This window comes from Nocardioides sp. Arc9.136 (assembly GCF_030506255.1).
Lineage (GTDB): Bacteria > Actinomycetota > Actinomycetes > Propionibacteriales > Nocardioidaceae > Nocardioides.
In genome coordinates this window covers 2255389-2280159 of the sequence record NZ_CP113431.1, presented here as the reverse complement: position 1 = coordinate 2280159, position 24771 = coordinate 2255389, and the positions used below count along the sequence as shown (strand labels likewise).

The window sequence follows — 24771 nt, the reverse complement described above, 5'->3', positions numbered from 1 at the left end:
CACCCCCAGCCGACCCCTTGGGGGTGGTGGACACGCCTTTGCGCGACAGGGTGAGGCAGCAGCGCCCAGGCAACGTCGTCGACGCACCGATGTTGAGACGAAAACGATCCCGTGTCCTAGCGGAGCAGGGCACTGGATCGCGTCGAGACAATCGAGGCCGCAACTATTCGCGTCGCGCTGAGCCGGTCCGCCCGAGACTTGCAGGATCCGGCGTACCGACCACCTCTCAGGCCAGGGCGAACCTCGCTCAGTTCTGGCCCGCGGGGCCGCCTTCAAGATCGGCAAGGAAACGGTCGACAACGCGTCGCTGCAGGTCATCGTTCTCCAACGACTCGACGACGATCCGACCGGCAAGCGACGTCGCGAGCGTGCCGACCTCGGCGCGCAAAGAGGTCACCGCCTGCTGACGCTCGGCCTCCACCTGGGCTCGGCCGTGCTCGACGATCCGGACGGACTCGGCCGCGGCCTGCTCGCGCATCTCGGCGACAATTGCCGCGCTCTGCTCACGCGCCTCCTCGCGGATCCGGGCGGTCTCATAGCTGGCCTCGTCGAGCTGCCTGTCCAGGTCGGCAAGCTTCGCATCGGCGGCGGCTTGCCGCGTCTCGGCCGCCTCGAGGCCGCCACGGATCGTCCGCGTGCGCTCGGTGTAGGCCGCCTCAAACGCCGGTATGACGAACTTCCTCGCGAGGTAGAAGAGGATCGCAAACACCACGAGCGACAAGACGATCTCGATGGGGTGCGGCACGAGAGGATTGAGCTCGCCGTCCTCGCTGGCCCTCAAGGTCATTGACGTCAACGGTGCTCGCATTCCAGATCCTTCGTCGTAGGTGGGCGACCACGATAACCGGCAGCCTGGGGCGATGCCCGCGGGGCCGCTTCGTGTGCCAAGGCGGCGCCGCACCCGCGGAGCGACGGTCCCCGAGTCGCCGATCGCCAGCCACGATCCACCCGGGAGCCCGTAACTCGGCACGCTGAGACGTACGCGGTCGCGTCGCAGCGACGCCACCCCCGGGGATGGTTGGTGGCGCCGTTGCGGCCGCGGTTACGGCTTCGTGCGCGCGGACCAGCTCACCCGGCGGCGTGGCACCGACGGGCTCGACCTCACTGGCCCGTTCGATCCTCCCTTGCCGACCGCCCGGTAGCCACGGCACCATGCTCAAGGTGGTGTTCTCGTAGGAGAACCTCGCCGAGGCATCGGCGCGCTGGGCTCGGCGAGCGTGATGACCTCGCAGTCGGGCTCCGGACTGCCCGACGGGGCGGACCTCAAGCGCGCGATCGTCGACCTGGCCTTGCGGGCCAGGGTTGCGGCCGAGAGCGCTAACCGGTGGTCGGAGGCTCGCTGGCCAGCTCGCGTTTGAGGCCGGCGCGCTCCTTCGCTTCGAGTAGATCCTCGGGCTGGCGACCGCTGAAGAGCGTGATTGCGGCGTCGAGTGCCTTGCTCCCGTCCACTGGTCACCATTGCGCTCCGCGAAACGAACCGCGACCTTGAACGCCCCCGAGCCGAGACCCGCGAGCCGACAGACCCGTAGGACTTGAGTCCTGGCGCGTTTATGTCCCGAAAACCCCAGCGTGGACCGTCCAAAAGGAGCGCAAGGCGTCAGCACCGACGAGGGCTCACATAGTCGCGTCGTTAGTAACAGCGCAGGTCACAGCACACATCGTCAAGAACCATGGAGGGACGACGGCCGGACAACTTCCACGCGCCGTACGTCAAGGGGTCGCAGGTTCAAATCCTGTCAGCCCGACCGAGGAACCGCCCCTGACCTGCGGAGACGCAGGCCAGGGGCGGTTCGGCATTTGGGTGTCGAGCACTGTTCCCGCTTGACGAGCAAGCCGCCGACGAGGGTGGCGGTCGCAGCCCGATGGCTGTGTGGGTGCAACGGACGTCAGGCTTGAGCTGCGCCGCGGTCCACTCCGACCAACGGCACCGCGGTCAACCGTCTCCGCCGATCCCGGCCGGCAGGCGCACGGCGGTGACGGCGTGCGCGCGGGAGCCGTCCGGGAAGTCGGTCCGAGTGCCTTTCGCTAGTGCGAGCCGTCGCCGATCGAGAGTCCACCGACGGTCTGGGCGGGGTGGGACGCCTCCGCCGTGCGCTGTGCACGATTGAGCATGGCCGCGTTGGCTGCCTCGGACCGCGTGAGGGACTTCGTGTCGTTGTGCTGGTTCTCCGCAAGCGCGCGCTTGAGGCGCGAGGACCGGTACCAGTCGATCCCCAAGATCGACGCGATGGCGATGACCATTCCCACAACTACAGCCATGAGCGGCTCCGTTTCCTCAGGCGCCCTTCCTACCGCAGGCAAGGCCCAAGGTGAAGAGAACCAGGGCGACACCTCTCCGGTCGGCGGCGCCCGTGCACGGCGAACCGCATGCTCATCCGATGCCCGCCCGTGCACCGTGGGAGGCTGCCGCTGGGGGCCGCATCGAGGTGGAAGCAGTCGACGAGCGGGACTCCTCGTGAGAGGACTCGGCGCCCCGGTTCCGGGTCTATCTGCACGCCAGCGGCGCAGAGTCGACCGGCGGGAGCACCTGGACGTTCGACATCACGGGTGCTGACCTGCTCCAGGTCATCGACTGGGCTCAACGGCGGGCCGGCGACCGGCTCACGTACGCCATCGCGCTGGTGCGCGACGACGCCGAGAAGGGACGCCACGACCCGGGAGACGCCCGCGGCCTGGTCTGGCTCGTCGGCGGGGACGGAAACGCGTCCACGAGCGGAGCGGCGCTCTCCACGGGCACGATCGGGACGCTCGACGCGCTCGATGGTGTGGGGGACGAGGACGTCGTGCAGGCACGGGCGGCTCAGGAGCGGATGCTCGCCAGGAGGTCGCACCCGGTCATCGTCCCGTCCGCGGACCGCGTGCCACCGGGCGTGCCTGGCCTGTCCTCCGACGGCGCGGGCTAGGTCCCGCGCGGACGAGGCGCCTGCCGACGGCGAGGCACCAGGCCCCGCGCGGTCAGACCGCTCTCTTCCCGCGGGACGAGCGGCGGACGGGCCCAGGTCGTGTCCGGCGTGACGCATGTCGGGGGTGGTGGATCTCGGGCTGGTGAGTGGACGCAGCGAGTGCAGCAACCGCCAAGAGGCCAAGCCCGGCAACGATGGGCAGGCGCTCTCGACGGGTTTCCTCACAGCGGACGTAGGTGCCGCGCGGAGCATCGTCGGCGGCGCTGTGGCCCGGCGAGAAGAGCGAGCCGCAGTAGCCAGTAGTCGCGGCACCGAACGGCCCGTCCTTGAGTCCTAGGAACAGACCGGCGACGACCAGACCGGCTCCGAGGACGTACCAGAGCGCGCGACCGCGCCAGGTGACGAGACCGAGGAGCGCCGTCCCGGCCAGCACGGTGCCTGCGAACGTCAGTTGCCCGCCTCCCGGAAGCGCCCACAGCGCCAGCACGCCGAGCACCAGAGTGACCAGTCCGCGCAGGGCCGTGGCGCACCGGTGGGTCATCGCCCGAGAGTGTCACCGGGCCGGAGGCCGTACCGGCGACCCCCTCTGTCTATCCCCAAGATGCGGTCCGCACGTGGGCGCGCAGCGTTGTGACCCCGCCCGGTGACGCCTCGGCCAGCGCTCCACGGGACGGACGCATGGTCCAGGGGAACCCCTCCAGCATGTCGGACGTCCATCGGCTGTGCCACCCCGGATCCATGCCGTCGGCATCCTCGTGATCGCTGCGGTGAGCGCGTGCTCGAGTGGCGGCACCACCCCGCAAGACGACTGCGTGAGCCACTACATCGATGTGGCCCATGCTCGGACCTGGCGGGCGTTGCAGGACGAGATGCTGGCCCGTACCGATCTCGGAAGCGTCGTGTCGCTACGGACCCAGGCGCGTGGTCACGACGTGGGCAGCGGGCCGCGGAGCGCGGTGCGCGTGGTCGACCTCCTCAACGGGGAGGGAACGCGTGTCCTGCAGGTCGAGGTCCGGCGCACCGGTGCTGGGACGTGGGCAGCTGGTGCATGGGGCCAGTGCACCGACTAGCCGCGTGGTGCGGGTCTCTGCTGGGTGCACCACCCGCGGTTGTTCGGCGGCTCGCGCGACCAGCGGAACCTGGGAGCGGCAGGGTTTTCCTTCAGCGTGATGTCGACGGGGATCGCCCGCGGGGAGCCGGGAGGGGCGCCCATCGGCTGTCCCGCTGGGGCCGCGCGCTCAAGCCGCCGGCGACGCGACCGCCCCGGGCGCCACGAACCGCTCCCACGCCGCCGGTCGCGGCACCGCGCGCACGGATCGGGAGAACGTCGGCAGGCACGCGACGACGACGATGAACGCACCGAGCGCCAGTATCGCCGCGGAGCCACCCCAGGCTTCCAGCATCACCCCCGCGAGCAACGGCGCGAGCGGCATCGCGGACATCGACACGAACTGAGAGGTCGACTGCACGCGGCCGACCAGCTCGGGAGGAGTGACGGCGATCCGGTAGGACGCGATACCGGCGTTGCCCGCCGGGTTGAGCAGCATGCCGGTGCCGAGGGCGGCTGCGACGACGAGCGGCTCGTTCCACAGCGCCATCGGGACGACCAGGGGCACGAAGGACCAAGCGATGGCGACGGTCAGGTGGCCGGTCGCCAGCCGCTCGACCAGCCACGGCGCGAGCACGGCCCCGGTGATGCCAGCGGCCCCGGCAACAGCCTCGACGAGACCGATGTGGACGGCGTCGGTGCCGCTGCCGACGAGCCGCAGGACGGCGAGGAAGAACAGTGCGTTCACAGCCAGGTTCGTCAGCGCGCTCCACATCATCAGCACCCGGAAGAACGGCCGCGACCACACGAACCGCACCCCCTCGGCCAGCTCCGCCCACGGCCGCCGCCGGCCGCTGCTCGCGGAGGTGGGGGAGAGGTCGGTGTGCAGTCGGCCCAGCAGCACCCACGAGAACGCGAAGGTGACTGCGTCGACCGCGAACGGCAACCACCGAAGGACCCCCAGGAGCAGGCCACCGAGCGGGGCACTGACCAGGGCCGCGACGTGGAGGCGCGCCTGATTTTGGCTGAGCGCGGTCGGCAGCTCCTCGCGCGTGACCACCAGAGGGAGGGCGGCGATCTCTGCGGGCATGAACACCCCAGCGCCGACGCCGGTGAGCAGCGCGACCACCATCAGGTGCGGGACGGTCAGTGCACCGAGCGCACCGGCGATGGCGAGCGAGGAGTAGAGGCACACGCCGGCGCCGCTGGCCGCCCGCATGATCCGTCGACGGTCCACCCGGTCCGCGAGCACCCCGGCGGGCAGCAGTGCGCCGGCCAGCCCGAGCAGGTGGAGCGCCTCCGCTGCCGCAGCGACGAGCGCGGACCCGGTGAGCAGGTAGGCAAGCAGCGGGAACACGAACATCGACATCCGGCTGCCCACTTCCGAGACGGTCTGTCCGATCCAGAGTGCGCGGAAGTCGTGATTGCGGGCGAGCGTGCGGTAGGCCGGCATGCTCGCAACATATAGTGCGCAACGAATAGTGCGCAATGCCCGGTGCGGGTCGCCTTAGGGTGGCCCCATGGCGACGTACGACGACCCTCGAATCCTCCGCGCGGTCGCTCACCCGACTCGGAACAGGATCTTGTCCGAGCTTTCCGCCGCTGGCTCGCTGCGTGCGGCCGACATCGCTCGACTGCTCGACGTGCCGGCGAACCAGGCCAGCTTCCACCTGCGCCAGCTCGCCAAGTACGGCCTGGTCGAAGAGGCACCCGACGAGGCTCGCGACCGCCGCGACCGCGTGTGGCGGCTCGCCGACGAGGAGGGCATCAACTTCCGCACCGGCGACGTGCTCGATCGACCGGGAGGGAGGGCGGCGTACGCCGTGTTCCAGCGCAGTGCCGTCGCCTGGGGTCATCACCTGGTCGACCAGGCCCTCGCCCCCGGGGGAGACCACGCCAGGAGCGTCTCGGAGCACGCCGTCCGGCTGACGGCCGAGGAGTCCCGCGAGCTGTCGTCGGAGATCAATGCCGTGGTCGAGCACTGGCGGCGCCGCACCCAGGGTCCGCATGCGGGTGCAGACGACGGCCGCCAGACGTACTCGGTCTACCAGCTGATCCAGCCGATGCCCGGCGCGGCAGAACCCCAGGACCGGGCCGACGTGCCCGCCCCGACACACGAGGACGACTGACGCCGGCGGTTCTCCGCGCCGCGGGCCCTGAGCAGTCGACGCGGCTGGGCGACCGACGTGCGCACGGCGACGTCCCTGCACGCGAGTGCGCCGACGATCCCGACCCGGAGCCAGCAGCGTCCGGCGCCCTCGACCGCACAGGCGGGCTGGGCCGGTGGCGATGTCGACTGTGCGCGACGCTCGTCAAGAACCGGTGCTGATTCGCGGAGCTGGCCGCGCGCGTCGCCGCGGTCTGCCCAGGCGCGGATCCTTCCCCGAAGCGGGAGTAGGCCAGAACCGCCCTCAGGCCCGGCGCTCCCCGCGGCGTGCTGAGCGGGGCAGCCCACGAGGGCAGCGAGGTCGATGTCGGTCGGTCGCACGTGCGGGCCGCCTACCGGCTCAGTGGTCCAGCAAGGACCTCGGCGGCCGACCACCGCGACCGGGACGCCGCGCCCGTCGGCGAGCCTGATCCGGTGGCGGTCGAACCAGGCACGCGCCTCGTGCACGCTCCGATGGTCGACCTCGACCCGGATCTCGTGACCTGCAGCACCGATGCCGTACATCGAGAAGGGGAGCGACTCGACGCGCGCGAGGTGCGCAACGGCTTCCTCGACGTCTCGAAACTCCGGCATCTGGACAGCATGCCCTCGATCGCCGCGCGCGAGCGGCCTGCGTGCCCAATCCGGCTGGCGCCCTCGTCAGAGGACGATGACGATGACCGCCAAGATGACGACGACCACCAGGAACGCGGTCGCCCCCGGCCCGTAGTTCTTCCCGTTCCTCGTCATCCGGCTCTCCCTGCTCGTCGTGGGCCCCGTCGGTGGGTGCCCCGACCGGAGCGTCCCACCTGGGTTGGCGGTCCAAACGGGTCCGGCGTGACTCCTCCCCGAGGCCGCCGCGGGACCTCGACCTCGGACGACGGGTCCGCGCAGCCCGGACGGAGCCGCTGCGTCTCATCTGTTCTGGGGGATGTGCACCGGCGGGCGCCCGCCCAGGCTGGCGGGACGGCCGGCCCACCTCCCTCGTCCCCGGCCGTGAGGAGATGACCATGGTCGACCCGACCACGACGGTCCAGCGCCTGACGGCGGAGCTCCTCGGCACCTTCGTCCTCGTCCTCGGCGGGTGCGGCGCGGCCGTGCTTGCCTCGGGGGTCGTGGCCGGCGGCGTCCTCGTCGGCATCGGGTTCCTGGGGGTCTCGTTCGCCTTCGGGCTCTCCGTGCTCGTCATGGCTTACGCCGTGGGCCACCTCTCCGGCGGTCACTTCAACCCCGCCGTCACGATCGGGCTGGCGACCGGCGGCCGGTTCGCGTGGAGGGACGTCCCGGCGTACGTCGTGGCCCAGGTCGTCGGCGCCGTCGTCGCCGCCGCCGTCCTGTACCTCGTCGCGTCCGGCCAGCCGGAGTTCTCGGCGAGCGGCTCGGGCTTCGCCTCCAACGGGTACGGCGACCGGTCGCCCGGCGGGTACTCGTTGCTGGCCGCGCTGGTGATCGAGGTCGTGCTGACCGCCGTCTTCCTCCTCGTCATCCTCGGGGTGACGGACACCCGTGCCCCGAAGGGGTTCGCCCCGCTGGCGATCGGGCTGACGCTCACCCTGATCCACCTGGTCAGCATCCCGGTGACCAACACGTCGGTGAACCCGGCCCGCTCGATCGGCCCGGCGCTCTTCGCGGGCGGTGACGCCATCGCGCAGCTGTGGCTCTTCATCCTCGCCCCGCTGGCGGGGGCCGCCATCGCCGGCGTCGGGCACGCCGCGCTGCTCGGGCGCGACGAGCCGGCGACGCCGTTGGAGGACGCCTCGGAGGGGTGAGCCTGGGCCGACCGGACGGGCCGTCCGGGGCGGGATCCACGGCGCCACAAGACCGTTCGTCCGGGACCTCCGACCCCGCAAGGACCGCCGGAACCGTGCCTACGGCGTGGCCGTGACCAGCGGCCCCAGCGGATCCGAGGGTGGAGGCCGCCTCGACACCGCCTCCCGAGACGCCGCGCTCGCCGCCGTGGCTGGCGTGCAGGAGCAGGCTCCAGCTCGCCCAGGTCCGCTGGGTGCGCGGCGACCGGTCCAGCGTGCGGCAGCTGCTGCGCGAGATCGACGACGTGCTGCCGGGCCGCGCAAAGTCGCCCGCCGACGTTCCGCGCTCCCCGGCCGAGCTGCGGCTCCTGCCGTACCTCCCGACCCACCTGCGGCTCGCCGACATCGCCCAGCGGCTGCACCTGTGCCGCAACACCGTCGCCTCCGAGGTCTCCGCCATCTACCGCAAGCTGGGGGTCTCCTCGCGCGGCCAGGCGGTGGACCGGGCGACGGTGATCGGCCTGCTCGGGCCCTGAGCCCGGACGAGGTCACGACACCCAGAGGAACAGCACGGCGCACAGCTCCAACCAAGCCCCGACCACGACGGTGTCCTCCGCGTCCCAGCCCCACCGTGCGAGCACCGCGCCGCCACCTCCCGTGCCTGTCCGGACGTCTGCGCCGAAGTCTGCTAACTCGATCATCTTACGCGCAGCGGCATCCGGTGTCCCGGCTCGCCGGGCATCGGCTCACCGTCGTACGACTGCTGACCCGGCCGGGCGGGGGGCATCCTCCGATCGGAGGACGGGTGCGGGGATCTGGCCGCGTCGACCTCAGAATCCCGTGCGTGACCCCCCGCACGCCCCGCCCCCACCGTTCCCACCGTCTCCTCGCGGCCCTCGCCGCGGCCCTCCTCGTCCCGACCCTCGCCACGACCGTCGACGTCCCCTCCGCCAGCGCCTCCGGTGGTTCGACCGCCGCCGCAGTGCCGTCGGCCGCAGCGCCCGCACCGGCGGCGCGGCGCGCGACGCTGACCGTCACCCCGCCGGTCTACGTGCCGGGCCAGGCGGTCCGGTTCCGGGGGAACGTCGGCCGCACCGGCCGGCGCACCGTCCACCTGCAGTCGCACATGAACCGTCCCGGCGACCGGTGGCTCGACGTCCCCGACTCCGCCTTCCGCACCGACGCCCGAGGTGGCTTCGACTACACCTTCACCGCGCCGTCGATGTTCGACATCAAGTACCGCGTCGCCGGGGGAGGGGTCGCGACCCGCTCGCGCCTGTTCAACGCCCGCCCCCAGGAGATCACGCTCGCCCTGCGCGGTGCCGATGCCGACTCCCCGTTCCACGCCGTCGCGCCGCTGCTGCCGTTCACCGTCGTCGCCGACACCACCCCCGCCGTGCGGTCCGCGCTCGGCACGCCGCCGCCGATCCCCGGCCGCACCGTGCTCCTCCAGGAGCGGTACGACGGGAACCGGTGGCGCACGATCCAGGAGGGCGTCACCGACAGCGCCGGGCACGCGACGTTCCGCGTCACCGCACCGGTGCTCGGCGACCGGGTCCTGCGGGCCCGGCAGGAGCGCTGGGACCGCGGGCGGAACCGGATCGGCTGGTACGCCTCGTTCCCGGCGTACTTCTCGGTCCTCGGCCTGGGCGAGGTGCTGCCGCGCCCGACCCCGGTCGTCCCCGCGCCCCGCGCCGTCGCGCCCAGTCGCAGCGCGGTGCGTCCCACGGCGAGCGAGCGCTACCGCTGGGGCTCGACGCTGTTCGACTTCGCCTGGGAGCGCGGCCAGGACCTCACGTCCCCGCCGTCGAAGGGCACCCAGCGCCGCGGGACCTGGCTCGACACCTCCGACGGCACCGGCCGCGCGACGCCGTTCAACGGCGGGCTCGTCCTGCAGAGCAAGCTCAAGCACGGCGGCACCGGCGACCGCGGCACGACGACCGCCACCCTGCGCGGCAACAGCCGCTCGACCGGGCGCTGGGAGTTCCGGCTCCAGGGCCACGCCTGGGAGGGCGGGCCGCGTCCGTTCCGCTTCCGTCTCGACCTCGTCCCCGAGGGCACCGAGGTGACCGAGTGCCCGCCCGAGTCGGTCGTCGTCGCCGACGTCACCATGGGGTCGTCCGGCGTGGGCGTCGGGGTGCGGTCGCAGCGCGCGGGCGCGGTCTGGTCGCGCCGGCTGCCGGACGTGCGGTTGGCCGAGACGCCGTTCAACATGGCTGTCGAGGTCGCGCCGAAGCACACCACCTGGTTCGTCGACGGCAGGCCCGTCGCCACCGTCACCGGCGGCCAGGCGCACCTCGGCCGCCGGCTCGTGCCCCGCTTCAGCCTCGTCGGCGGCAGGGCGGAGATGAACGGTGCGCAGGTCGACTCCGACTGGCAGCGCAGCTGGTCCCTCGCGCGCGGCAAGCAGGTCACCTCCGGCGCCGCGGTGGCCCGCGCGCCGTACGCCGCCTGCTGAGCCGCCTCGCGCTCGCGCTCAGCCGCCGGACCGGCGCGCCAGCCACCGGCGCACCGGTACCGGCCGCTCGCGCTCGTAGCCCACGGGCAGCAGCACGTCGCCGGCGGCGCTGCGGTAGTACACCCGCCAGCGGTGGTAGCCGAGGTAGGCGCGGGGCCGGTCCTGCATGACCTCCGCGAGCCGGGTGACGCCGCGGACGTACGCCGGGTGGTTGTTGTAGGCGTACAGCGCACGGGCCCGGCCACCGGGCCGGGTGAACCCTCGTGCGTCGAGGTAGCGGGCCGCGGCCATCACCGCGTCGCCCGCGTCCTCGATGTCCCCGCGCCCGTACTGCGCCCACGTCGCCGGGATGAACTGCATCGGCCCCCGTGCACCGGCGACCGACGTGCCCCGGATGCGCCCCATGGCGGTCTCGACGAGGTTGATGGCGGCCAGGTACTCCCAGTCCACACCGAACCGGCGCTCGGCGGCCCGGTAGTGGGCGAGCAGCCGGTCGGCCGGCTCCGGCTCGACGATCCGCCAGGCCGGCAAGGTGTCGCTGGGGGTCGAGCTCATCGACTGGAACTCCCGGCGGGAGGCGACGTTGGCGCGGACCGTGCTCCGCAGCCCGCGCGGCACGCTGCGCAGCACCGCGGCGTCCCACGCCGGCCGCTGCCCGAGGCGCCGGTAGGCCACCTGCTGCACGTGCGCGGCCGCGGACAGCACGTCCGGGGCCGTGGCCGGGTCGGCGATCGCCCGCTCCGCGGCGACCAGCCCGTCCACGAGCCGGGCCGCGGTCCGCGGGGGCTGGGGCGGCGCGTCCAGCGCGGCCACGAGTGCCTGGTGCAGCTCCGGGTCATCGGGAGTGGCACCGGGGGTGGCACCAGGGGAGGCACTGGAGGAGGGCCCGCCGGGAGCAGCCGCCGAGGAGCCCGTCGGGCGGGTCCGGTCAGCGTCGGGGACGGCCGGGTCCTCGCTCGCCGATCCGCAGCCCGCCACCGCGAGGACGGCAGCGAGACCGAGGGCCACCGCCGGTCGTCGCATCACGACCAGGCTAGGCATCGACCCAAGCCCGGCGAAGCGGCCGGAGACGGCCCGGAGGCGGCCCGGAGGCGGCCCGGAGGCGGCCCGGAGGCTCCTCAGGCGCCGGGGACGATCCGCAGGTCGCGCACGGCGCCGTCGCCGAGGGCGGCCAGCGCCTCCTGGTAGGCCGACCCGTCGTGCGCGGCGACCGCGGCCTCGACGGAGGCGAACTCGATGAGGACGGTCCGGGTGCTCCGCCCGGCCTCGTACACCTGCTCGGGGAGCCCGCGGGCGAGGAACGTCCCTCCCGCGCCCTCGAGCGCGGGCCCGGCGAGGGCTGCGTACGCCGCGAGCTTCTCCTCGTCGGTCACCTCGACGTACGTGCTGATCCAGTAGGCCGCCATGCCGGGAATCGTCCCACGGCGCGACCTGCGGGGGAGACGCGCCTCACGCCCGCGGACACCGGGCACCCGGCCGGTTCCGCGGCGGGGAGGGCCCGGACCGGTGCAGAATTCCCCGACGCTCCACGGGTCGGCCGGGAGGTCCCCGTCCACCGCCCCGAGGAGCCATGACGTCGTCCCTGCCCGTCGCGCCCGCTGACCCCGCTGACCCCGCCGAGCCCGCCGTCCCCGCCGTCCCCGCCGTCCCCGCCGGCCCCGCCGGCCCCGCTCCGGGGACCCGGCTCGCGGCACCCGAGCCCCTCCCGCTGCCGGCCCCCGGGTGGGGCCTCCCCGAGGCGGTCCGTGCCTGGCGCACGGCGGTGCCGCACCTGCCGCCGCAGGTCCGGCGCCGGGCGGGCGACCTCGAGCCGGTGAGCGCCCTCACCACCGTCGTCCTGCGGTGCGGGTCGTGGGCGGTCAAGGTCTACCCGCCCGGGACCGACCCGGCGCACGTCGAGCAGGTCCGGGCCGGGCTGCGGGGCAGCCGGACGGGTGCGGTCGCGGTGGCGGCGCCGGTGTCGACACCGGACGGGGTGGTCACGGTCGCGCCCTGGCTGGGCTCGTCCGACCCGGTCGGGTGGGCGGAGGTGGGCGCCCTGCTGCGGCGCTTCCACGACGACCACGCGAGCGCGCCGCTGCCTCCGTGGCAGCCGCTCTCGCGGGTGGCCTCCCAGGCGGCCGCGCTGCCCGCGGAGCAGGCGGAGGTCCTCGCCGGTGCCCGCGACGTGCTCCTCGAGGCGGTCGCGGCCACCTGGTCCGAGCTCGGCTGGGGCGCGGTCCACGGGGACGTCTCTCCCTCGAACGTGCTGCTCGACGGCGCCGCCCCGCGGCTGATCGACCTGGACTGGGCAGCGGTGGCCCCGCGCGAGCTGGACCTCGCCCCGGTCGCCCGGCGGCTGCGCAGCGGCGAGGTCGACGCCACGACTTACGCCGCGTTCTGCCGGGCCTACGGCCACGACGTGCGGGGGTGGGCCGGGCTCGGGCTGCTGGACCGGGTGGCCGAGCTCGGCGGGCTGGTGTTCCGGATCTGGGACTGCCGGCATCGCGGCCGCGACCTCGGCTGGCTCCCCGCCGAGCTGCGGCACTGGCGCCACCCGCTCTGACCTCGCCGGGCGCCCCGTGAGCAGGACTCACCGCGGAGCCGGCAGCGACTCCAGCCAGGCCTCGAACGCCGTGTTGTTGGCCACCCGGTCACGGCGGGCGCGGACGTGGGCGAGGGCGTCGGCGCCGGTGAGCCTGAGCAGCTCCCGGACCACGAGCGTCGCCATCAGGCCCGACCGGTTGCGTCCGAAGGTGCAGTGCACCAGGGCCCGGTGCCCGTCCTCGACCAGGCCCGCGACCAACGCAGCCAGGCGCAGCGTCAGGCCCTCGTCGGGGAGCGTGTCGTGGTCGACCAGCGGGCACTTGAGGTAGATCAGCCCGTCGATCTCCGCGGCGGGCGGATGGGCGTCGGCGTCGGCGAGGTCGAGGACCACGTCGATGCCCGTGGCGCGTGCCCAGCCGAAGTCGACGGGGCAGCCGCCGTGCCACAGCCGGTCAGCGACCAGCTCGCTGGGCGGGTCTGCGGGGTCGACGCCCGGGAGGTCGACCGGGTCGGTCGTCCAGCTGATCGTGCTCATGCGCTCACGCGTCGCCGGGCTCGGCGGCCACCGGCTCGCCGTCGGCGATGCGGCCGGCGGCCTGCGCGACCCACGCGCCGGAGAGCCGGTCCAGGACACCGCGCTGCTCGAGCTGGTCGCGCAGGTGGACCTCGGCCTCCTGGGCGGCGCCGCCCCCGCGGGCGTTGAAGGTGGCGTCGAGCGCCGCCTGCACGTCCGCGACGACCTCCTTGGCGACGTGGGTCTCGGTGCCCGGCTGGGCGGGACGTTCGGGCTGTTCGCTCATGGCGCCCCGTTACCCCGCCGCGCGCGTCGCTACCGTGGCCCGCATGAGCGACGGGCCGGGCCAGGGGCTGACCGACGAGGAGCTGTCGTTCCTGCAGTCGATGCTCGACCTCGCGCGCGCCGGCGACCCGCTGCTCCTCGAGCACGTCGACGCCGGCCTGCCGGTCGACCTGACGAACAGCTCGGGGGACACCCTCCTCCTGCTCGCGGCGTACCACGTCCACGTCGACCTCGTGGCGGGGCTGCTCGAGCGCGGCGCGGACCACTCCCGGGTCAACGACCGCGGCCAGACCGCCCTGGGCGCGGCGGTGTTCCGCCGACGCGCCGACGTCGTCACCCGGCTCCTCGGGGCGGGCGCGGACCCGACGCTCGGCCGGCAGTCCGGGTACGCGGTCGCCGAGGTGTTCGAGCTGCCCGAGATGACCGCCCTGCTGCGGGGGGAGGGCGCATGAGCGTCGTCCGCTCGCTGCTCCTCTTCGGCCTCGCCGCGCTGGCCGAGATCGGCGGCGCCTGGCTGGTGTGGCAGGGGGTCCGCGAGCACCGCGGCTGGCTGTGGATCGGTGCCGGGGTGGTCGCGCTGGGGGCCTACGGGTTCGTGGCGACCCTTCAGCCGGACGCGAGCTTCGGCCGCATCCTCGCGGCGTACGGCGGGGTCTTCGTCGCCGGGTCGCTCGCGTGGGGGATGGTCGTGGACGGCTTCCGGCCCGACCGGTACGACGTGGGCGGCGCCCTGCTGTGCCTGGTCGGCGTCGCGGTCATCATGTACGCCCCACGCCCGTCGTGACCGGCACCCACCGCGAGGTCGTCCCGGGCGACCGCACCGACTCCTGGCTGGTGCGCCTCGACGGCCGCGACCAGTCCCACGTCGACCTCGCCGACCCCACGCACCTCGCCTTCGACTACGTGCGCCGCCTCGGGGACGTCGTGGACCTCCACCGCCCCGCCGGGGAGCCGACCCGCGTCGTGCACGTCGGCGGCGCGGGCCTGACGCTGCCGCGGTACGTCGCCGCGACCCGTCCCGGGTCCTGGCAGGTCGTGCTGGAGCCGGACGAGACCCTGACCGCCCTCGTCCGCGAGCGGCTGCCGCTGCCGCGCCGCAGCGGCATCCGCGTGCGGCCGACCGACGGGCTCACCGGGATCGCCGCGCTCCGGGACGACTGCGCCGACATGGTCGTGCTGGACGCGTACGACGCCGGGCGGGTCCCCGCCGAGCTGGTGACCACCGCGTTCTTCGCCGACGTCGCGCGGGTGCTGGTCCCCGGCGGCTGGTTCCTGCTCAACCTCAGCGACCGGGCGCCGTTCGCGGCCACCCGCGACGCGGTCGCCGGGCTGCGGTCGGTCTTCGCCCGCACGCTGGTCGCGGCCGAGCCGGCCACGCTGCGGGCCCGGCGGGCCGGCAACCTCACCGTGGTGGCGGGGCCGGACGACTCGCTCGCCGAGGCCCTGGCCGCGCGGGCCGCGGGTGGCCCGCTGGCGGCACGAGTGCTGGGTCACGACCGGGTGAGCGACTCGTTCGGCGGCGGACGGGGTACCTGACCGGCATGAAGATCATGAGGACGGCGGCCCTGCTCGGTGTCGCCAAGAAGGTGTACAGCGAGGCCCGCAAGCCCGAGAACCAGGCCCGGATCAAGTCGGCGGTGGACCAGGCGAAGGCCCGGCGCTCCGGCGGGTCCGGCAAGCGCTGACCGACCGACCACCACCCCGGGCGCTGCCGGCGCCCGGCCCGGATCCACGACGAGGCCGTCCCCGCCAGGGGACGGCCTCGTGTCGTGGTCGACCGGGTACCGGCGTCGGCCCGCGGGCGTCAGTTGCCGCTGCGCTGCGGACCGGCCCACAGGAGCCGGACGACGTAGAGCATGAGTGCTCGCTTCACAGGGGGTGCTCCTTCTCGGTGGCCGAGCGGCGGGGTGCGCGGCTCGGGGGTGCTGCCGGGGAGAGGTGCCCGGCGTGGATGGCGTCGTACCTCACCCGGAGGGGCGACTGATGCCGCGGCGGGGCGTGGGGTACCGACCCGTCATGACCGACTCGAGCAGCACCGACCCCCAGCCGTCGTACGGGCACGACCAGGACGCCGAGCCGCCGCTCACCGGGCCCGCCTCGGTGGACGCCGACGCTGACGCCGGCGTGGACGGGCCCTCGGTGGACGGCGCGGCGGAGGGCGGCGACCCCGGCACCGAGGACCAGGACGCCCAACCCTCCAAGAACGCGCCGGACGTCGCCGACGCGGACGGCGGCGAGTGATCGGTGTTCCTCTTCTTCAGCAACCGGTTGGGCTGCTTCGGCTCGCTGCTGCTGTCGCTGGTGGTGACCGCGATCATCATCGCGATCATCGCGCTGTGACCTGCCGGTGGTGAGCCCTTCCCGGGCGGCGCGATGACGCGTTGGACCGACGAGCTGGGGGCGGCCGGGGTGGCGCTCGCTGTCGCCCTCGTCGTCATCGTCCTCTCCTGGCTGGCCGCCTCCCTGCTCGGTCGGCGCTGGGAGCCCGCGGCGCACCTGCACCGGGTGGTCCGGTTCCCCTTCCGGGTGCTCGTGCTCGTCCTCGCCCTCCGGCCCGCGCTCGACCGCTTCGAGCGCTCCGCCGACGGGGACTGGGGGTGGCTGCACCAGGTCGAGCAGGTCCTCACGATCGGCGCGGTCGGCTGGCTGCTGACCGCGGCGGTCCTCTTCGTCGAGGACCTAGGCCTGCGCCGCAACCGGACCGACGTCCCCGACAACCGGCACGCGCGCCGGCTCCGCACGCAGGTGCTGATCATCCGGCGGCTCACGATCGCGGCCGGCGTCGTCATCGTCACCGGGTCGGTGCTGCTGAGCTTCCCGGGGGTGGAGGCCGTCGGCGCGAGCCTCCTGGCCTCGGCCGGCCTGATCAGCGTCGTGGCGGCCGTCGCGGCCCAGAGCACCCTGAGCAACGTCTTCGCCGGCCTCCAGCTGGCGTTCAGCGACGCGGTGCGGATCGACGACGTCGTGATCGTCGACGAGGAGTGGGGCTGGATCGAGGAGATCACCCTCAGCTACGTCGTCGTGCGGGCCTGGGACGACCGGCGGCTCGTCCTGCCGTGCACCTGGTTCACCAGCACGCCGTTCCAGAACTGGACTCGGCACAGCTCCGAGCTCCTCGGCTCGGTCGAGCTCGACGTCGACTGGAGGGTCGACGTGAACGCGATGCGCACCGAGCTGGACCGCGTCCTCGAGAGCACCGACCTCTGGGACGGCCGGGTGAAGGTGCTCCAGGTGACCGACGCCGTCGGCGGCTGGGTGCGCCTGCGCGCGCTCGTCACCGCCAGCGACGCGGCCCGCCTGTTCGACCTGCGGTGCCTCGTGCGCGAGCACCTGGTCGCCTGGGTGCGCGAGCACGGCGACGCCGGGCTGCCGCGCCAGCGCGTCCAGCTCGTCGGCGAGCCCGGTCCCGGTCCCCGGGTCCGGGACGCGGAGAGCGAGGACCGGCACAGCGGGCTCTTCCACGGGGACGAGGCGGCCGACGCGCGCGCCGAGCGGCGCGGTGGGCGGCCCGAGGAGGAGGGGGAGGACGAGGCGGACAGGCGTCCGGACGCGGATCCCTAGAGGCGACGCGCCAGGTGCGCGAAGGCCGCCAGCGTGTGCCCGTTCCAGTAGGCCCGGGTGTGGCCGCCGTCGCCGGCGACCCAGGGGTCGGGGGCGGTCGGAGCGGCTGCGGCGAGCGCCTCGGAGCCGCCGCGGAACGCGTCCCAGGCCCCGCACCACAGGCCCCACGGCACGCCGGCCAGCGGCCCGAGGTCCGCCAGCACGGGGTCGTCCTCGCCGAGAGCCGGGCTGAACAGGGCCAGCGCGGCGGCCCATCCCGGCTCCACCAGGACGAGGCGCAGGGCGCCGTACCCACCGCGGGACCAGCCCCAGAGCGCCCGGCGGCCGGCGTCGTAGCCGCGGTCCTCCAGCCACCGGGGCAGCTCCTCGCGCAGCATCCGCTGCGGGTCGCTCCCGCCGGAGGGCACCCATCCCGCGGGTCCGTCGTCGGTGCCGGCGAGCACGAACGGCGGGGAGCCGGCCTCGGCGGCGGCGGTCACGAACCGCGCGAGGCCGAAGCCCCTCAGCTGGTCGGCCGAGGCGCTCGCGCCGTGGAGGACGACGACGACGGGCAGGCCGGCGCCGTCGCCGTGGCCGGCGGGCACCGCGGTGAACAGGTCGACCGGGCCCATCGCGTCCGAGGACACCCGCTCGAGACGCACCTGGCCCTCCGGGGCGTCGGGGACGAAGGCATCCGGCTCGATGCCGAGCTGCGCCTGGACCCGCGCCGTGAACGAGGGCGGCGCCAGCTCCCACCCGGCGACGCCGGCGGCAGCGGCCGCAGCAGCCGCGCCGGCGCCCGCGACCAGGCGCCGCCGGCCGAGCCGCGGCGCCGGCCGGTCGCGCGGACGGTCCACCATGCCGGTGGTCTACCGGATCGGCGAGGACGGCGCCAGGGGCACGACCCGCCCGGCAGGGCGGGTCTCGGCGCTACCTGAGGTCGGGGTGGGCCCGGCCGGCGACCAGCGGCAGGTCGAGGTAGGTCCTGATCCCGGGCTCGGCCGCGACGACGTACGGGACCGAGTTGACGCAGTGCGCGGCGGTGGCCACGACGCCGGGGTTGCGGACCAGTCCCTCCGCGACCGTCGACGGCTGCCAGCCCTTGATCGTGACGAACGCCGGTGGGTCGCCTTGGACCTCGACCTCGAAGCGCTCGCCCTCCGGGCCGAAGGTCCACGGCGGGTCGAGGTGCTCCTCGCCCATCAGCCAGTTGACCGCGACCCGGACCACCACCTGCTCCCCGACGGCCGCCTCCCACATGAACCGCTGCCCGGCCACGCGACCCGGCTCGATGGTGCCGACGGGGGAGTCGATCGGTGCCGTCGCCACGGCGACCTCCTGGGAGGTGCTGATCTCGGCGTCGGCGCTGAAGCCGAGGGTGTCCAGGCACATCCGGACCGACTGCACGAAGCCGCTCGAGAGCAGCCCGAGCATCGGGCCGCCCATCGCCTCCGCGGGCGGGCCCCCGAACATCATGATGTCGCGGACCACGTCGGGCGCGCCGTAGGTGCGGATGTCGGAGAACTCCTCCCCGCGCACGTACGTCACGGCCGAGGACAGCGCGGAGAACACCAGCGGATGGAGCTCGGTGATCCCGCCGGGGTTGATGCCGGTGCCGTGGAGGGTCGTGCCGCCCTCGGCGCAGGCCGCCGCCAACGGGGCCCCGCTGCGCTCGGAGGGGTAGAACCAGCCGACCGGCGTGACGACGTTCGCCCCCGAGCGCAGGAGCGTCGCCACCTCGTCGCGGTCGGGCACCAGCGGGCAGTAGACGACGCAGTCGGCCTCGAGGGCGAGGACGTCGTCGAGGCTCGTCGTCGCGGTGACCCCGATCGGGTCGCGGCCGATCAGCTCGCCGACGTCACGGCCGTGCTTGTCGGGGGAGTGCACCCAGCAGCCCACCAGCTCGAGCTCGGGATGGAGGAGCAGGGTCTCGATCGCGGCCTTGCCGACCCCGCCGGTGGCCCACTGGACGACGCGCACGGTCGTCACTGTGGCGGGTGGAACACGTTCTCGTCCAGCGGCCCGCTCACAGCGAGGTCATCACGCCCACCTGCTCGGGCCGGAAGCCCGGGAACACCCGGGCGGTCGAGGCGCCGAACCGCGTCGAGACCACCTCGGCGAGCACGCTGCGGTAGTCGGTGGTCACCAGCAGGTCGGCGTCCAGGGTGTTCGTCAGCCCCGGCCACGTCCCGTGGTACCGGCCGCCCTTGACCCCGGCGCCGGCGAGCAGCATGACGTTGCCGTAGCCGTGGTCGAGCCCGTGGCTGTCGTTCTCCACGACCCGCCGCCCGAACTCGCTGATCGTCACCAGCGTCACCTTGTCGGCCAGCGGCCCGAGGTCGGCGAACAGCGCCGCGACCGAGGCGGCGAGGTCCTCGACGTTGTGGCGCATCCGGCCGCCCTGCAGCGTGCCGATGTCGGAGTGCATGTCCCAGTCGCCCTGGTCGACGGTGACGACCTCGACGCCCACGTCCCCGCGGACGATGCGGGCGACCTGCGCCAGCGCGCGGCCGAGGTCGGAGCGGGGGTACGCCGCGGAGTGGTCGGGGGTCTCCCGGGCCGGCCCGAAGGCGTCCACCGCGGAGAACGCCGAGCGCACGGCGCGCCCCAGCGGCCCGGCGTCGCCGTCCCACATCGTGTGCAGCGACCGGACGCGCCCGCCGGCGGTGTCCCACTTGTCGTCGCCCGGCACCGCCACCGAGTCGACGTCGCCGGTCGACATGACCGGCTCCGCGCCGTACAGGCTGGTCGGCAGCACACCGCCGCCGATGCCGACGGCCTGCAGCGGCGAGCGGTTGGCGTCGGTGCCGATGAGCCGGTTGAGCCAGCCCTGCCGGGTCGCCGAGCCGGGGTTGGCGTCCTCGACCTCCTCCATCGCGGCGAAGTGCGACCGGTTGGGGGCCGGGAGCCCGGTGGCCTGCACGGCGGCGAGTCGTCCCGACCGCCACAGCGGCAGCAGCGGGGCGAGGCCCGGGTGCAGGCCGAACATGTCGTCCTTGGCCAGCAGGCTGGCCGCGGGCACCGCGATCCGGGGCCGGGCGGCGTAGTAGACGGGGTCGCCGTGCGGCACGACCAGCGACAGGCCGTCGGCGGCCCCCCGCAGCGACAGCACGACCAGCACCGAGTCGGCCGACGCCGCCCGCGCCGGGGAGGCGGTGACGACGGCGGAGCCGACCGCGGTGGCGGTGCCGGCCAGGGCGAGCGCGCCGAGGAGGCCGCGGCGGGAGAGCCGGGCGAACTCCGCGCAGCACGGAGCAGCGCTCGAGGACGGGGTGGGGGAGGAGGTCATGGTGGTCACCGGGTCATGTGGGCGGGGGAGTCGAGGATCGTGCCCAGCAGCCGGTGGAAGTCCCACTTCACCAGGCCGTGGTCGGCGCTGATCACCTCGCCGGGAGCGACCACGCACGCCTCGCAGCAGGCGCGCAGCAGCGTGGCGGTCGAGCGGCGGTGCAGCAGCTCCTGGCTGAGGTGGTCGACCAGCAGGTCGAAGCGCAGCTTTTTGCGCGGGAGCCACTGGCGCGGCGTGCGGTAGGCGACGCCCACCTTGGGCCACCAGCCGCCCGCGAGGGTCCAGTGCAGGTCCATCGAGGCCAGCACCCGCGACGGGGACGACCACGACTCGCTGTCGATCGGCTGGCCGTCGGGGCGGGGCCAGGAGAAGGGGCTCGTGCCGAGGCTGCCGACCTGCCACAGGACGGCCCGGGCGGCCTGCTCCTCGGCCTTCGCGCCCGTGACGCGGGTGATCCTCGCCCGCAGGGCCCGGTAGGTCGCGACGAGGTCCTCACCGGGGTCGCGCACCTTGCTGCCGACCGAGGCCTTGAACTCCGGGGTCGCGACGAGGGCCCGCAGGACCGGCCGGATCTCCGTGCCCGCATCGAGGTAGACGCGGGCGAGGCGGTCCACCAGCGCCTGCGGCGGGTCGTCGCGCACGAACTTCACCGCGAGCCGGCGTGCGACGCGCTGGGCCGTCGCGGGGTGGTGGGCGAGGTAGGAGAGGTAGCGGCGCACGACCGCCCGGCCGTCGCGGTCGGCGTTGGCGTCGCTGAAGCCCATGACGCGCACGGGGCCGACCCAGTGGTCCCGCGGCGAGTACGTGGCCGCCCAGGTGTCCCACATGTCCACGCGGTAGCCGGTGAGGATCCGGGCCGAGGCCTTCACGTCGTCCTCGTCGTACTGCCCGCGGCCGACGGTGTGCAGCTCCAGGAGCTCACGGCCGAGGTTCTCGTTGGGGTGCTTGGCGGTCGACACCGCGTTGTCGAGGAAGATGCCCATCGCCGGGTGGGTGACCGCCGCGTGCAGCAGGTCCTCGAAGCGGCCCAGGGCGTGGGTGCGGATCGTGTCGCCGTACGACACGCGGTGGGTGAACTGCGCGTCCCCGGAGGCCGGCACGTTGAAGTGGTTCTCCCACAGCTCGGTCATCACCTCGAGCACCTGGCGCCGCGACGTCATCCGCCGCAGGAGCGCCCAGCGCGCGTAGTCCTCCATGACCTCCCAGCCGCCCTCGACCTCGGCCACCTGGCGCTCCCAGAGGTCCTCGGGCCGCCGGTCGAGGCTGGGCCACCACTGACGCAGGCCGGCGCCGGCGCGGTCCGCCACGGCGTCCGGCTGCAGCTGGCGCTGGAACCACCGCTGGGCGCCTCCGGCTGCGCGCACCTCCGCGGCGAGCGCAGGCGTCACGCCGTACGAGAACCGCGTGACCAGGTGCCGCGCCTGGGTGCCGAGCAGGGGAGCGCCGGGGTAGCGGGCCGGTCGGTACGTCGACCCGGCGGACGCGGCACTGCGTGGGGTCGCGGTGGTCGCGGCGTCGGTCACGGGCGGGCTCCGGCTCTTCGGACGGGGTGGGGTGGGCGTGCGGCAGCGACCCCCCGACCGCCGATGACCAGTCTGGCGCTCCTGGGGCCGGTGTGCCTCCTGTGACGCGCCGGTCCGGCATGGCCCGGATGGGCCATGCCGGCAGCGCGAACGGCTGGGACCTGGGACCGGCCGGACTGGGAGGACCGCCCGCAGCCCCTGTATCGTGGGCGCCTCACCGGCCCTGAACGACGACGACAAGGACCCAGAGAACCCCCGATGGACGGCTCTCAAAGTAGCCCGCTCTCCTCCGAGGGAGAGCGCCCATGACCCCGCTCGTCCTGCTCGCGGTCGCCCTGCTGCTCGTGGCGGCCTGCGGCATCTTCGTCGCCGCCGAGTTCGCGCTCGTGACGGTCGACCGCTCGAAGGTCGACCAGGCGGCAGCCGCCGGCGACACCGGCGCCCAGGGTGTGCAGAACGCCCTGAAGTCGCTGTCGACGCAGCTCTCCGGCGCCCAGGTCGGCATCACCGTGACGAACCTCGGCGTCGGCTTCCTCGCCGAGCCGGCGATCGCCGACCTGATCGAGGAGCCGCTCGGCGCGGTCGGCGTGCCCGACGGGGCGGTCTCGCCCGTGGCGGTGGCCCTCGGTCTGGTGGCCGGCACGGTGCTCACCATGCTCTTCGGCGAGCTGGTCCCCAAGAACCTCGCGATCGCGCTGCCGCTGCAGACCGCGCGCGCGACCCAGCGCCCGATGCGGCTGTTCACCGCCGTGAACCGGGTGCCGATCCGGATCCTCAACAACTCCGCCAACGCGCTCGTGCGCCGGCTCGGCGTCGAGCCGCAGGAGGAGCTCCGCTCGGCGCGCAGCTCCCAGGAGCTCGCCTCGCTCATCGCCCGGTCGGCCGACGAGGGCACCCTCGACGCCGACACCGCGGAGCTGATGGAGCGCTCGGTGGAGTTCGGCACCCGCACCGCGGGCGAGATCATGACCCCGCGCGTGCGCACCCACAGCCTCGAGGCGAACGACCGCGCGTCGGCGGTCATCGAGCTGGCCCGCTCGACCGGCCACTCGCGCTTCCCGGTGCTCGACGACGAGGACGCGGTCGTGGGCACCGTCCACGTGAAGAACGCCGTCGCCCTGCCCGTCCACGAGCGCAGCACCACCAAGGTCAAGCACTTGATGGCCAAGCCGATCGTCGTCCCCGACACCCTGCGCCTGGACCCGCTCCTGGCGCAGCTGCGCAACGAGAGCTTCCAGATGGCCGTCGTCCTCGACGAGTACGGCGGCCACGCGGGGATCGTGACCCTCGAGGACGTCGTGGAGGAGATCGTGGGCGACATCGCCGACGAGCACGACCGGATGAGCTCCCGGGCCCGGCTGCGCCGTGACGGCTCGTGGCTGGTCTCCGGCCTGCTGCGCCCAGACGAGGTCGAGGACCTCACCGGCGTGGCCCTCCCCGAGAACGAGGACTACGACACCGTCGCGGGCCTCGTGCTGCGCGTGCTGGGCCGGGTCCCGGTCGCCGGTGACATCGCCGAGGTCCCGGTGCCCGACCTGAGCGACCCCGAGCAGCCGCGCGAGCAGCTGGCCGTGCTGACCGTCGAGCACATGGACGGGCTCCGCATCGACCGGCTCTCGCTGCGCCTGCACGAGGGCGACCCGGTCGAGGCGTCCCGGGGCGAGCGGTCCCACGGCCGCGCGAAGCAGGCCGACGGGGAGGGTGACCGCTCATGAGCGACACCGCCGGCGTCCTCCTGGTCTTCGTCCTGCTGGCCCTCAACGCCTTCTTCGTGGGTGCCGAGTTCGCCCTCGTCTCGGCCCGCCGCAGCCAGGTGGAGCCGCACGCCCAGGCCGGTTCGCGGATGGCGCGCACCACGCTGCGGGCCATGGAGCAGGTCTCGCTGATGATGGCGGGCGCCCAGCTCGGCATCACGATCTGCTCCCTGGGCCTCGGTGCCGTCGGCGAGCCCGCGATCGCGCACCTCATCGAGCCGAGCATCCACGCGCTCGGGGTGCCGGACGCGTTCCTGCACCCGATCGCCTTCGTGATCGCGCTGAGCCTGGTCACCTACCTGCACGTCGTGCTCGGCGAGATGGTCCCCAAGAACATCGCGATCGCCGGCCCGGAGCGCGCGGCGATGGTGCTCGGCCCGCCGCTGCTCGGCGTCGTCACGGTGCTCAAGCCGCTCATCGTGGTGCTCAACGCCGCCGCGAACGGCGTGCTCCGCCTGCTGCGGGTCGAGCCCAAGGACGAGCTGACCTCGGCGTTCACGCGCGAGGAGGTGGCCGCGCTCGTCGAGGAGTCGCGCGGCGAGGGCCTCCTCGAGGCCGACGAGTACGACCGGCTCGCCGGTGCGCTCGGCTTCACCGAGAAGACCGTCGCCTCGGTCCTGATGCCGACGGCGAGCCTCACCCTGGTGCGCCGCGGCTCCACCGCGGCCGAGGTCGAGGCGCTCTGCGCGGCGACCGGCTTCAGCCGGTTCCCGGTGGCGGGCGACGACGGCGACCTCGTCGGCTACCTGCACATCAAGGACGTCCTCGAGCCCAACGAGGAGCGTCGCGAGCGGCCGGTCGACGACAAGTGGATCCGCCCGTTCGCACCGGTGACGGCCGACGAGTCGCTGCACGACGCGCTCGAGACGCTGCAGCGGCGGGGCGCCCACATGGCCCGGGTGGTCGACGGGGAGGGCCGCACGATCGGGCTGGCGACCCTCGAGGACGTCCTCGAGGAGCTGGTCGGGGAGATCCGCGACGCGGCCCACCACGACGAGGCGCTGGCCGGCCCGACGACCGCCACGTGACCCGTCGCA

25 protein-coding genes are annotated in these 24771 nt (G+C 74.0%); 14 read left to right on the top strand and 11 right to left on the bottom strand.

Annotated elements, in window-relative coordinates; translation table 11 throughout:
* Positions 1-247: 247 nt before the first annotated feature.
* Together OSR43_RS11120 and OSR43_RS11115 are read right to left on the bottom strand one after the other, a co-directional pair.
* Positions 248-787 (bottom strand): F0F1 ATP synthase subunit B, encoded by a 540-nt coding sequence (locus OSR43_RS11120; protein ID WP_302266643.1) that lies wholly within the window; start codon positions 785-787, stop codon positions 248-250.
* A gap of 1238 nt (positions 788-2025) precedes the next feature.
* Positions 2026-2241: a hypothetical protein gene (locus OSR43_RS11115; protein ID WP_302266642.1), complete on the bottom strand. Its 216-nt coding sequence runs from the start codon at positions 2239-2241 to the stop codon at positions 2026-2028.
* A 380-nt stretch (positions 2242-2621) separates the two neighbouring features.
* On the opposite strand from OSR43_RS11115, the gene OSR43_RS11110 reads away from it, so the two are divergent.
* Positions 2622-2903 (top strand): hypothetical protein, encoded by a 282-nt coding sequence (locus OSR43_RS11110; protein WP_302266641.1) that lies wholly within the window; start codon positions 2622-2624, stop codon positions 2901-2903.
* Positions 2904-4141: 1238 nt separating this feature from the next.
* Here OSR43_RS11110 and OSR43_RS11105 read toward each other — a convergent pair.
* Positions 4142-5404, bottom strand: a complete 1263-nt coding sequence (locus tag OSR43_RS11105) for an MFS transporter (protein WP_302266640.1) — start codon at positions 5402-5404, stop codon at positions 4142-4144.
* A gap of 67 nt (positions 5405-5471) precedes the next feature.
* On the opposite strand from OSR43_RS11105, the gene OSR43_RS11100 reads away from it, so the two are divergent.
* The 4 genes from OSR43_RS11100 to OSR43_RS11085 all read left to right on the top strand — a co-directional run bounded on the left by OSR43_RS11100 (position 5472) and on the right by OSR43_RS11085 (position 10303).
* A complete protein-coding gene (locus tag OSR43_RS11100) occupies positions 5472-6080 on the top strand; it encodes a helix-turn-helix domain-containing protein (protein ID WP_302266639.1) in 609 nt (202 codons plus the stop codon).
* A 1027-nt stretch (positions 6081-7107) separates the two neighbouring features.
* Positions 7108-7866 carry an aquaporin Z gene (aqpZ, locus tag OSR43_RS11095; protein ID WP_302266638.1) on the top strand — a complete coding sequence of 253 codons (759 nt, stop codon included), beginning with the start codon at positions 7108-7110 and terminating at the stop codon, positions 7864-7866.
* 140 nt (positions 7867-8006) lie between these two features.
* Positions 8007-8381 carry a helix-turn-helix transcriptional regulator gene (locus tag OSR43_RS11090; RefSeq protein WP_302266637.1) on the top strand — a complete coding sequence of 125 codons (375 nt, stop codon included), beginning with the start codon at positions 8007-8009 and terminating at the stop codon, positions 8379-8381.
* 308 nt (positions 8382-8689) lie between these two features.
* Positions 8690-10303, top strand: coding sequence for a hypothetical protein (locus OSR43_RS11085; protein WP_302266636.1), 1614 nt, complete (start codon positions 8690-8692; stop codon positions 10301-10303).
* 18 nt (positions 10304-10321) lie between these two features.
* Here the strand turns inward: OSR43_RS11085 and OSR43_RS11080 are convergent, their stop codons facing one another.
* On the bottom strand, positions 10322-11326 hold the full coding sequence (locus OSR43_RS11080; RefSeq protein WP_302266635.1) for a lytic transglycosylase domain-containing protein: 1005 nt from the start codon (positions 11324-11326) through the stop codon (positions 10322-10324).
* Between the two features lie 95 nt (positions 11327-11421).
* Positions 11422-11709 carry a DUF1330 domain-containing protein gene (locus OSR43_RS11075; RefSeq protein WP_302266634.1) on the bottom strand — a complete coding sequence of 96 codons (288 nt, stop codon included), beginning with the start codon at positions 11707-11709 and terminating at the stop codon, positions 11422-11424.
* 164 nt (positions 11710-11873) lie between these two features.
* Here OSR43_RS11075 and OSR43_RS11070 point away from each other — a divergent pair, with 164 nt between their 5' ends.
* A complete protein-coding gene (locus OSR43_RS11070; RefSeq protein WP_302266633.1) occupies positions 11874-12848 on the top strand; it encodes a phosphotransferase enzyme family protein in 975 nt (324 codons plus the stop codon).
* Positions 12849-12875: 27 nt separating this feature from the next.
* On the opposite strand, the gene OSR43_RS11065 is transcribed toward OSR43_RS11070, so the two are convergent.
* Together OSR43_RS11065 and OSR43_RS11060 are read right to left on the bottom strand one after the other, a co-directional pair.
* A complete protein-coding gene (locus OSR43_RS11065; protein WP_302266632.1) occupies positions 12876-13364 on the bottom strand; it encodes a dual specificity protein phosphatase family protein in 489 nt (162 codons plus the stop codon).
* 4 nt (positions 13365-13368) lie between these two features.
* A complete protein-coding gene (locus OSR43_RS11060) occupies positions 13369-13629 on the bottom strand; it encodes a hypothetical protein (RefSeq protein ID WP_302266631.1) in 261 nt (86 codons plus the stop codon).
* Between the two features lie 43 nt (positions 13630-13672).
* Between OSR43_RS11060 and OSR43_RS11055 the strand changes: the two genes are divergently transcribed.
* The 6 genes from OSR43_RS11055 to OSR43_RS11030 all read left to right on the top strand — a co-directional run bounded on the left by OSR43_RS11055 (position 13673) and on the right by OSR43_RS11030 (position 17189).
* On the top strand, positions 13673-14080 hold the full coding sequence (locus OSR43_RS11055) for an ankyrin repeat domain-containing protein (RefSeq protein ID WP_302266630.1): 408 nt from the start codon (positions 13673-13675) through the stop codon (positions 14078-14080).
* Positions 14077-14412, top strand: coding sequence for a YnfA family protein (locus tag OSR43_RS11050; RefSeq protein WP_302266629.1), 336 nt, complete (start codon positions 14077-14079; stop codon positions 14410-14412). Before OSR43_RS11055 ends, OSR43_RS11050 begins: the two co-directional genes overlap by 4 nt.
* Positions 14409-15164 (top strand): spermidine synthase, encoded by a 756-nt coding sequence (locus OSR43_RS11045; protein ID WP_302266628.1) that lies wholly within the window; start codon positions 14409-14411, stop codon positions 15162-15164. Before OSR43_RS11050 ends, OSR43_RS11045 begins: the two co-directional genes overlap by 4 nt.
* A gap of 5 nt (positions 15165-15169) precedes the next feature.
* Positions 15170-15313: a hypothetical protein gene (locus OSR43_RS11040; protein ID WP_302266627.1), complete on the top strand. Its 144-nt coding sequence runs from the start codon at positions 15170-15172 to the stop codon at positions 15311-15313.
* Between the two features lie 331 nt (positions 15314-15644).
* On the top strand, positions 15645-15869 hold the full coding sequence (locus tag OSR43_RS11035) for a hypothetical protein (protein ID WP_302266626.1): 225 nt from the start codon (positions 15645-15647) through the stop codon (positions 15867-15869).
* 132 nt (positions 15870-16001) lie between these two features.
* Positions 16002-17189, top strand: a complete 1188-nt coding sequence (locus OSR43_RS11030; protein ID WP_302266625.1) for a mechanosensitive ion channel family protein — start codon at positions 16002-16004, stop codon at positions 17187-17189.
* Here the strand turns inward: OSR43_RS11030 and OSR43_RS11025 are convergent.
* The 4 genes from OSR43_RS11025 to OSR43_RS11010 form a co-directional block, all read right to left on the bottom strand.
* Complete coding sequence (locus OSR43_RS11025; protein WP_302266624.1) at positions 17186-18028, bottom strand: alpha/beta hydrolase-fold protein; 843 nt, start codon at positions 18026-18028, stop codon at positions 17186-17188. The two genes, OSR43_RS11030 and OSR43_RS11025, sit on opposite strands and share 4 nt — an antisense overlap.
* A gap of 70 nt (positions 18029-18098) precedes the next feature.
* Positions 18099-19148 carry a hypothetical protein gene (locus OSR43_RS11020; protein ID WP_302266623.1) on the bottom strand — a complete coding sequence of 350 codons (1050 nt, stop codon included), beginning with the start codon at positions 19146-19148 and terminating at the stop codon, positions 18099-18101.
* A 46-nt stretch (positions 19149-19194) separates the two neighbouring features.
* Positions 19195-20457: a DUF1501 domain-containing protein gene (locus OSR43_RS11015; RefSeq protein WP_302266622.1), complete on the bottom strand. Its 1263-nt coding sequence runs from the start codon at positions 20455-20457 to the stop codon at positions 19195-19197.
* A 5-nt stretch (positions 20458-20462) separates the two neighbouring features.
* Positions 20463-21980: a DUF1800 domain-containing protein gene (locus OSR43_RS11010; RefSeq protein WP_302266621.1), complete on the bottom strand. Its 1518-nt coding sequence runs from the start codon at positions 21978-21980 to the stop codon at positions 20463-20465.
* Positions 21981-22285: 305 nt separating this feature from the next.
* On the opposite strand from OSR43_RS11010, the gene OSR43_RS11005 reads away from it, so the two are divergent.
* A complete protein-coding gene (locus OSR43_RS11005) occupies positions 22286-23695 on the top strand; it encodes a hemolysin family protein (protein ID WP_302266620.1) in 1410 nt (469 codons plus the stop codon).
* Positions 23692-24762, top strand: a complete 1071-nt coding sequence (locus tag OSR43_RS11000; protein ID WP_302266619.1) for a hemolysin family protein — start codon at positions 23692-23694, stop codon at positions 24760-24762. The genes OSR43_RS11005 and OSR43_RS11000 overlap by 4 nt, the downstream gene beginning before the upstream one ends.
* The last annotated feature ends 9 nt before the right edge of the window (positions 24763-24771 follow it).

Excerpts from the sequence above, each read along its gene's own strand:
- OSR43_RS11065 (WP_302266632.1), bottom strand. The coding sequence starts at position 13,364 with ATGAGCACGATCAGCTGGACGACCGACCCGGTCGACCTCCCGGGCGTC.
- OSR43_RS11035 (WP_302266626.1), top strand. The coding sequence starts at position 15,645 with ATGACCGACTCGAGCAGCACCGACCCCCAGCCGTCGTACGGGCACGAC.
- OSR43_RS11080 (WP_302266635.1), bottom strand. The coding sequence starts at position 11,326 with ATGCGACGACCGGCGGTGGCCCTCGGTCTCGCTGCCGTCCTCGCGGTG.
- OSR43_RS11105 (WP_302266640.1), bottom strand. The coding sequence starts at position 5,404 with ATGCCGGCCTACCGCACGCTCGCCCGCAATCACGACTTCCGCGCACTC.
- OSR43_RS11050 (WP_302266629.1), top strand. The coding sequence starts at position 14,077 with ATGAGCGTCGTCCGCTCGCTGCTCCTCTTCGGCCTCGCCGCGCTGGCC.
- OSR43_RS11075 (WP_302266634.1), bottom strand. The coding sequence starts at position 11,709 with ATGGCGGCCTACTGGATCAGCACGTACGTCGAGGTGACCGACGAGGAG.
- OSR43_RS11030 (WP_302266625.1), top strand. The coding sequence starts at position 16,002 with ATGACGCGTTGGACCGACGAGCTGGGGGCGGCCGGGGTGGCGCTCGCT.
- OSR43_RS11055 (WP_302266630.1), top strand. The coding sequence starts at position 13,673 with ATGAGCGACGGGCCGGGCCAGGGGCTGACCGACGAGGAGCTGTCGTTC.
- OSR43_RS11005 (WP_302266620.1), top strand. The coding sequence starts at position 22,286 with ATGACCCCGCTCGTCCTGCTCGCGGTCGCCCTGCTGCTCGTGGCGGCC.
- OSR43_RS11040 (WP_302266627.1), top strand. The coding sequence starts at position 15,170 with ATGAAGATCATGAGGACGGCGGCCCTGCTCGGTGTCGCCAAGAAGGTG.
- OSR43_RS11025 (WP_302266624.1), bottom strand. The coding sequence starts at position 18,028 with ATGGTGGACCGTCCGCGCGACCGGCCGGCGCCGCGGCTCGGCCGGCGG.
- OSR43_RS11070 (WP_302266633.1), top strand. The coding sequence starts at position 11,874 with ATGACGTCGTCCCTGCCCGTCGCGCCCGCTGACCCCGCTGACCCCGCC.
- OSR43_RS11060 (WP_302266631.1), bottom strand. The coding sequence starts at position 13,629 with ATGAGCGAACAGCCCGAACGTCCCGCCCAGCCGGGCACCGAGACCCAC.
- OSR43_RS11015 (WP_302266622.1), bottom strand. The coding sequence starts at position 20,457 with ATGACCTCCTCCCCCACCCCGTCCTCGAGCGCTGCTCCGTGCTGCGCG.
- OSR43_RS11115 (WP_302266642.1), bottom strand. The coding sequence starts at position 2,241 with ATGGTCATCGCCATCGCGTCGATCTTGGGGATCGACTGGTACCGGTCC.
- aqpZ (WP_302266638.1), top strand. The coding sequence starts at position 7,108 with ATGGTCGACCCGACCACGACGGTCCAGCGCCTGACGGCGGAGCTCCTC.
- OSR43_RS11120 (WP_302266643.1), bottom strand. The coding sequence starts at position 787 with ATGACCTTGAGGGCCAGCGAGGACGGCGAGCTCAATCCTCTCGTGCCG.
- OSR43_RS11100 (WP_302266639.1), top strand. The coding sequence starts at position 5,472 with ATGGCGACGTACGACGACCCTCGAATCCTCCGCGCGGTCGCTCACCCG.
- OSR43_RS11000 (WP_302266619.1), top strand. The coding sequence starts at position 23,692 with ATGAGCGACACCGCCGGCGTCCTCCTGGTCTTCGTCCTGCTGGCCCTC.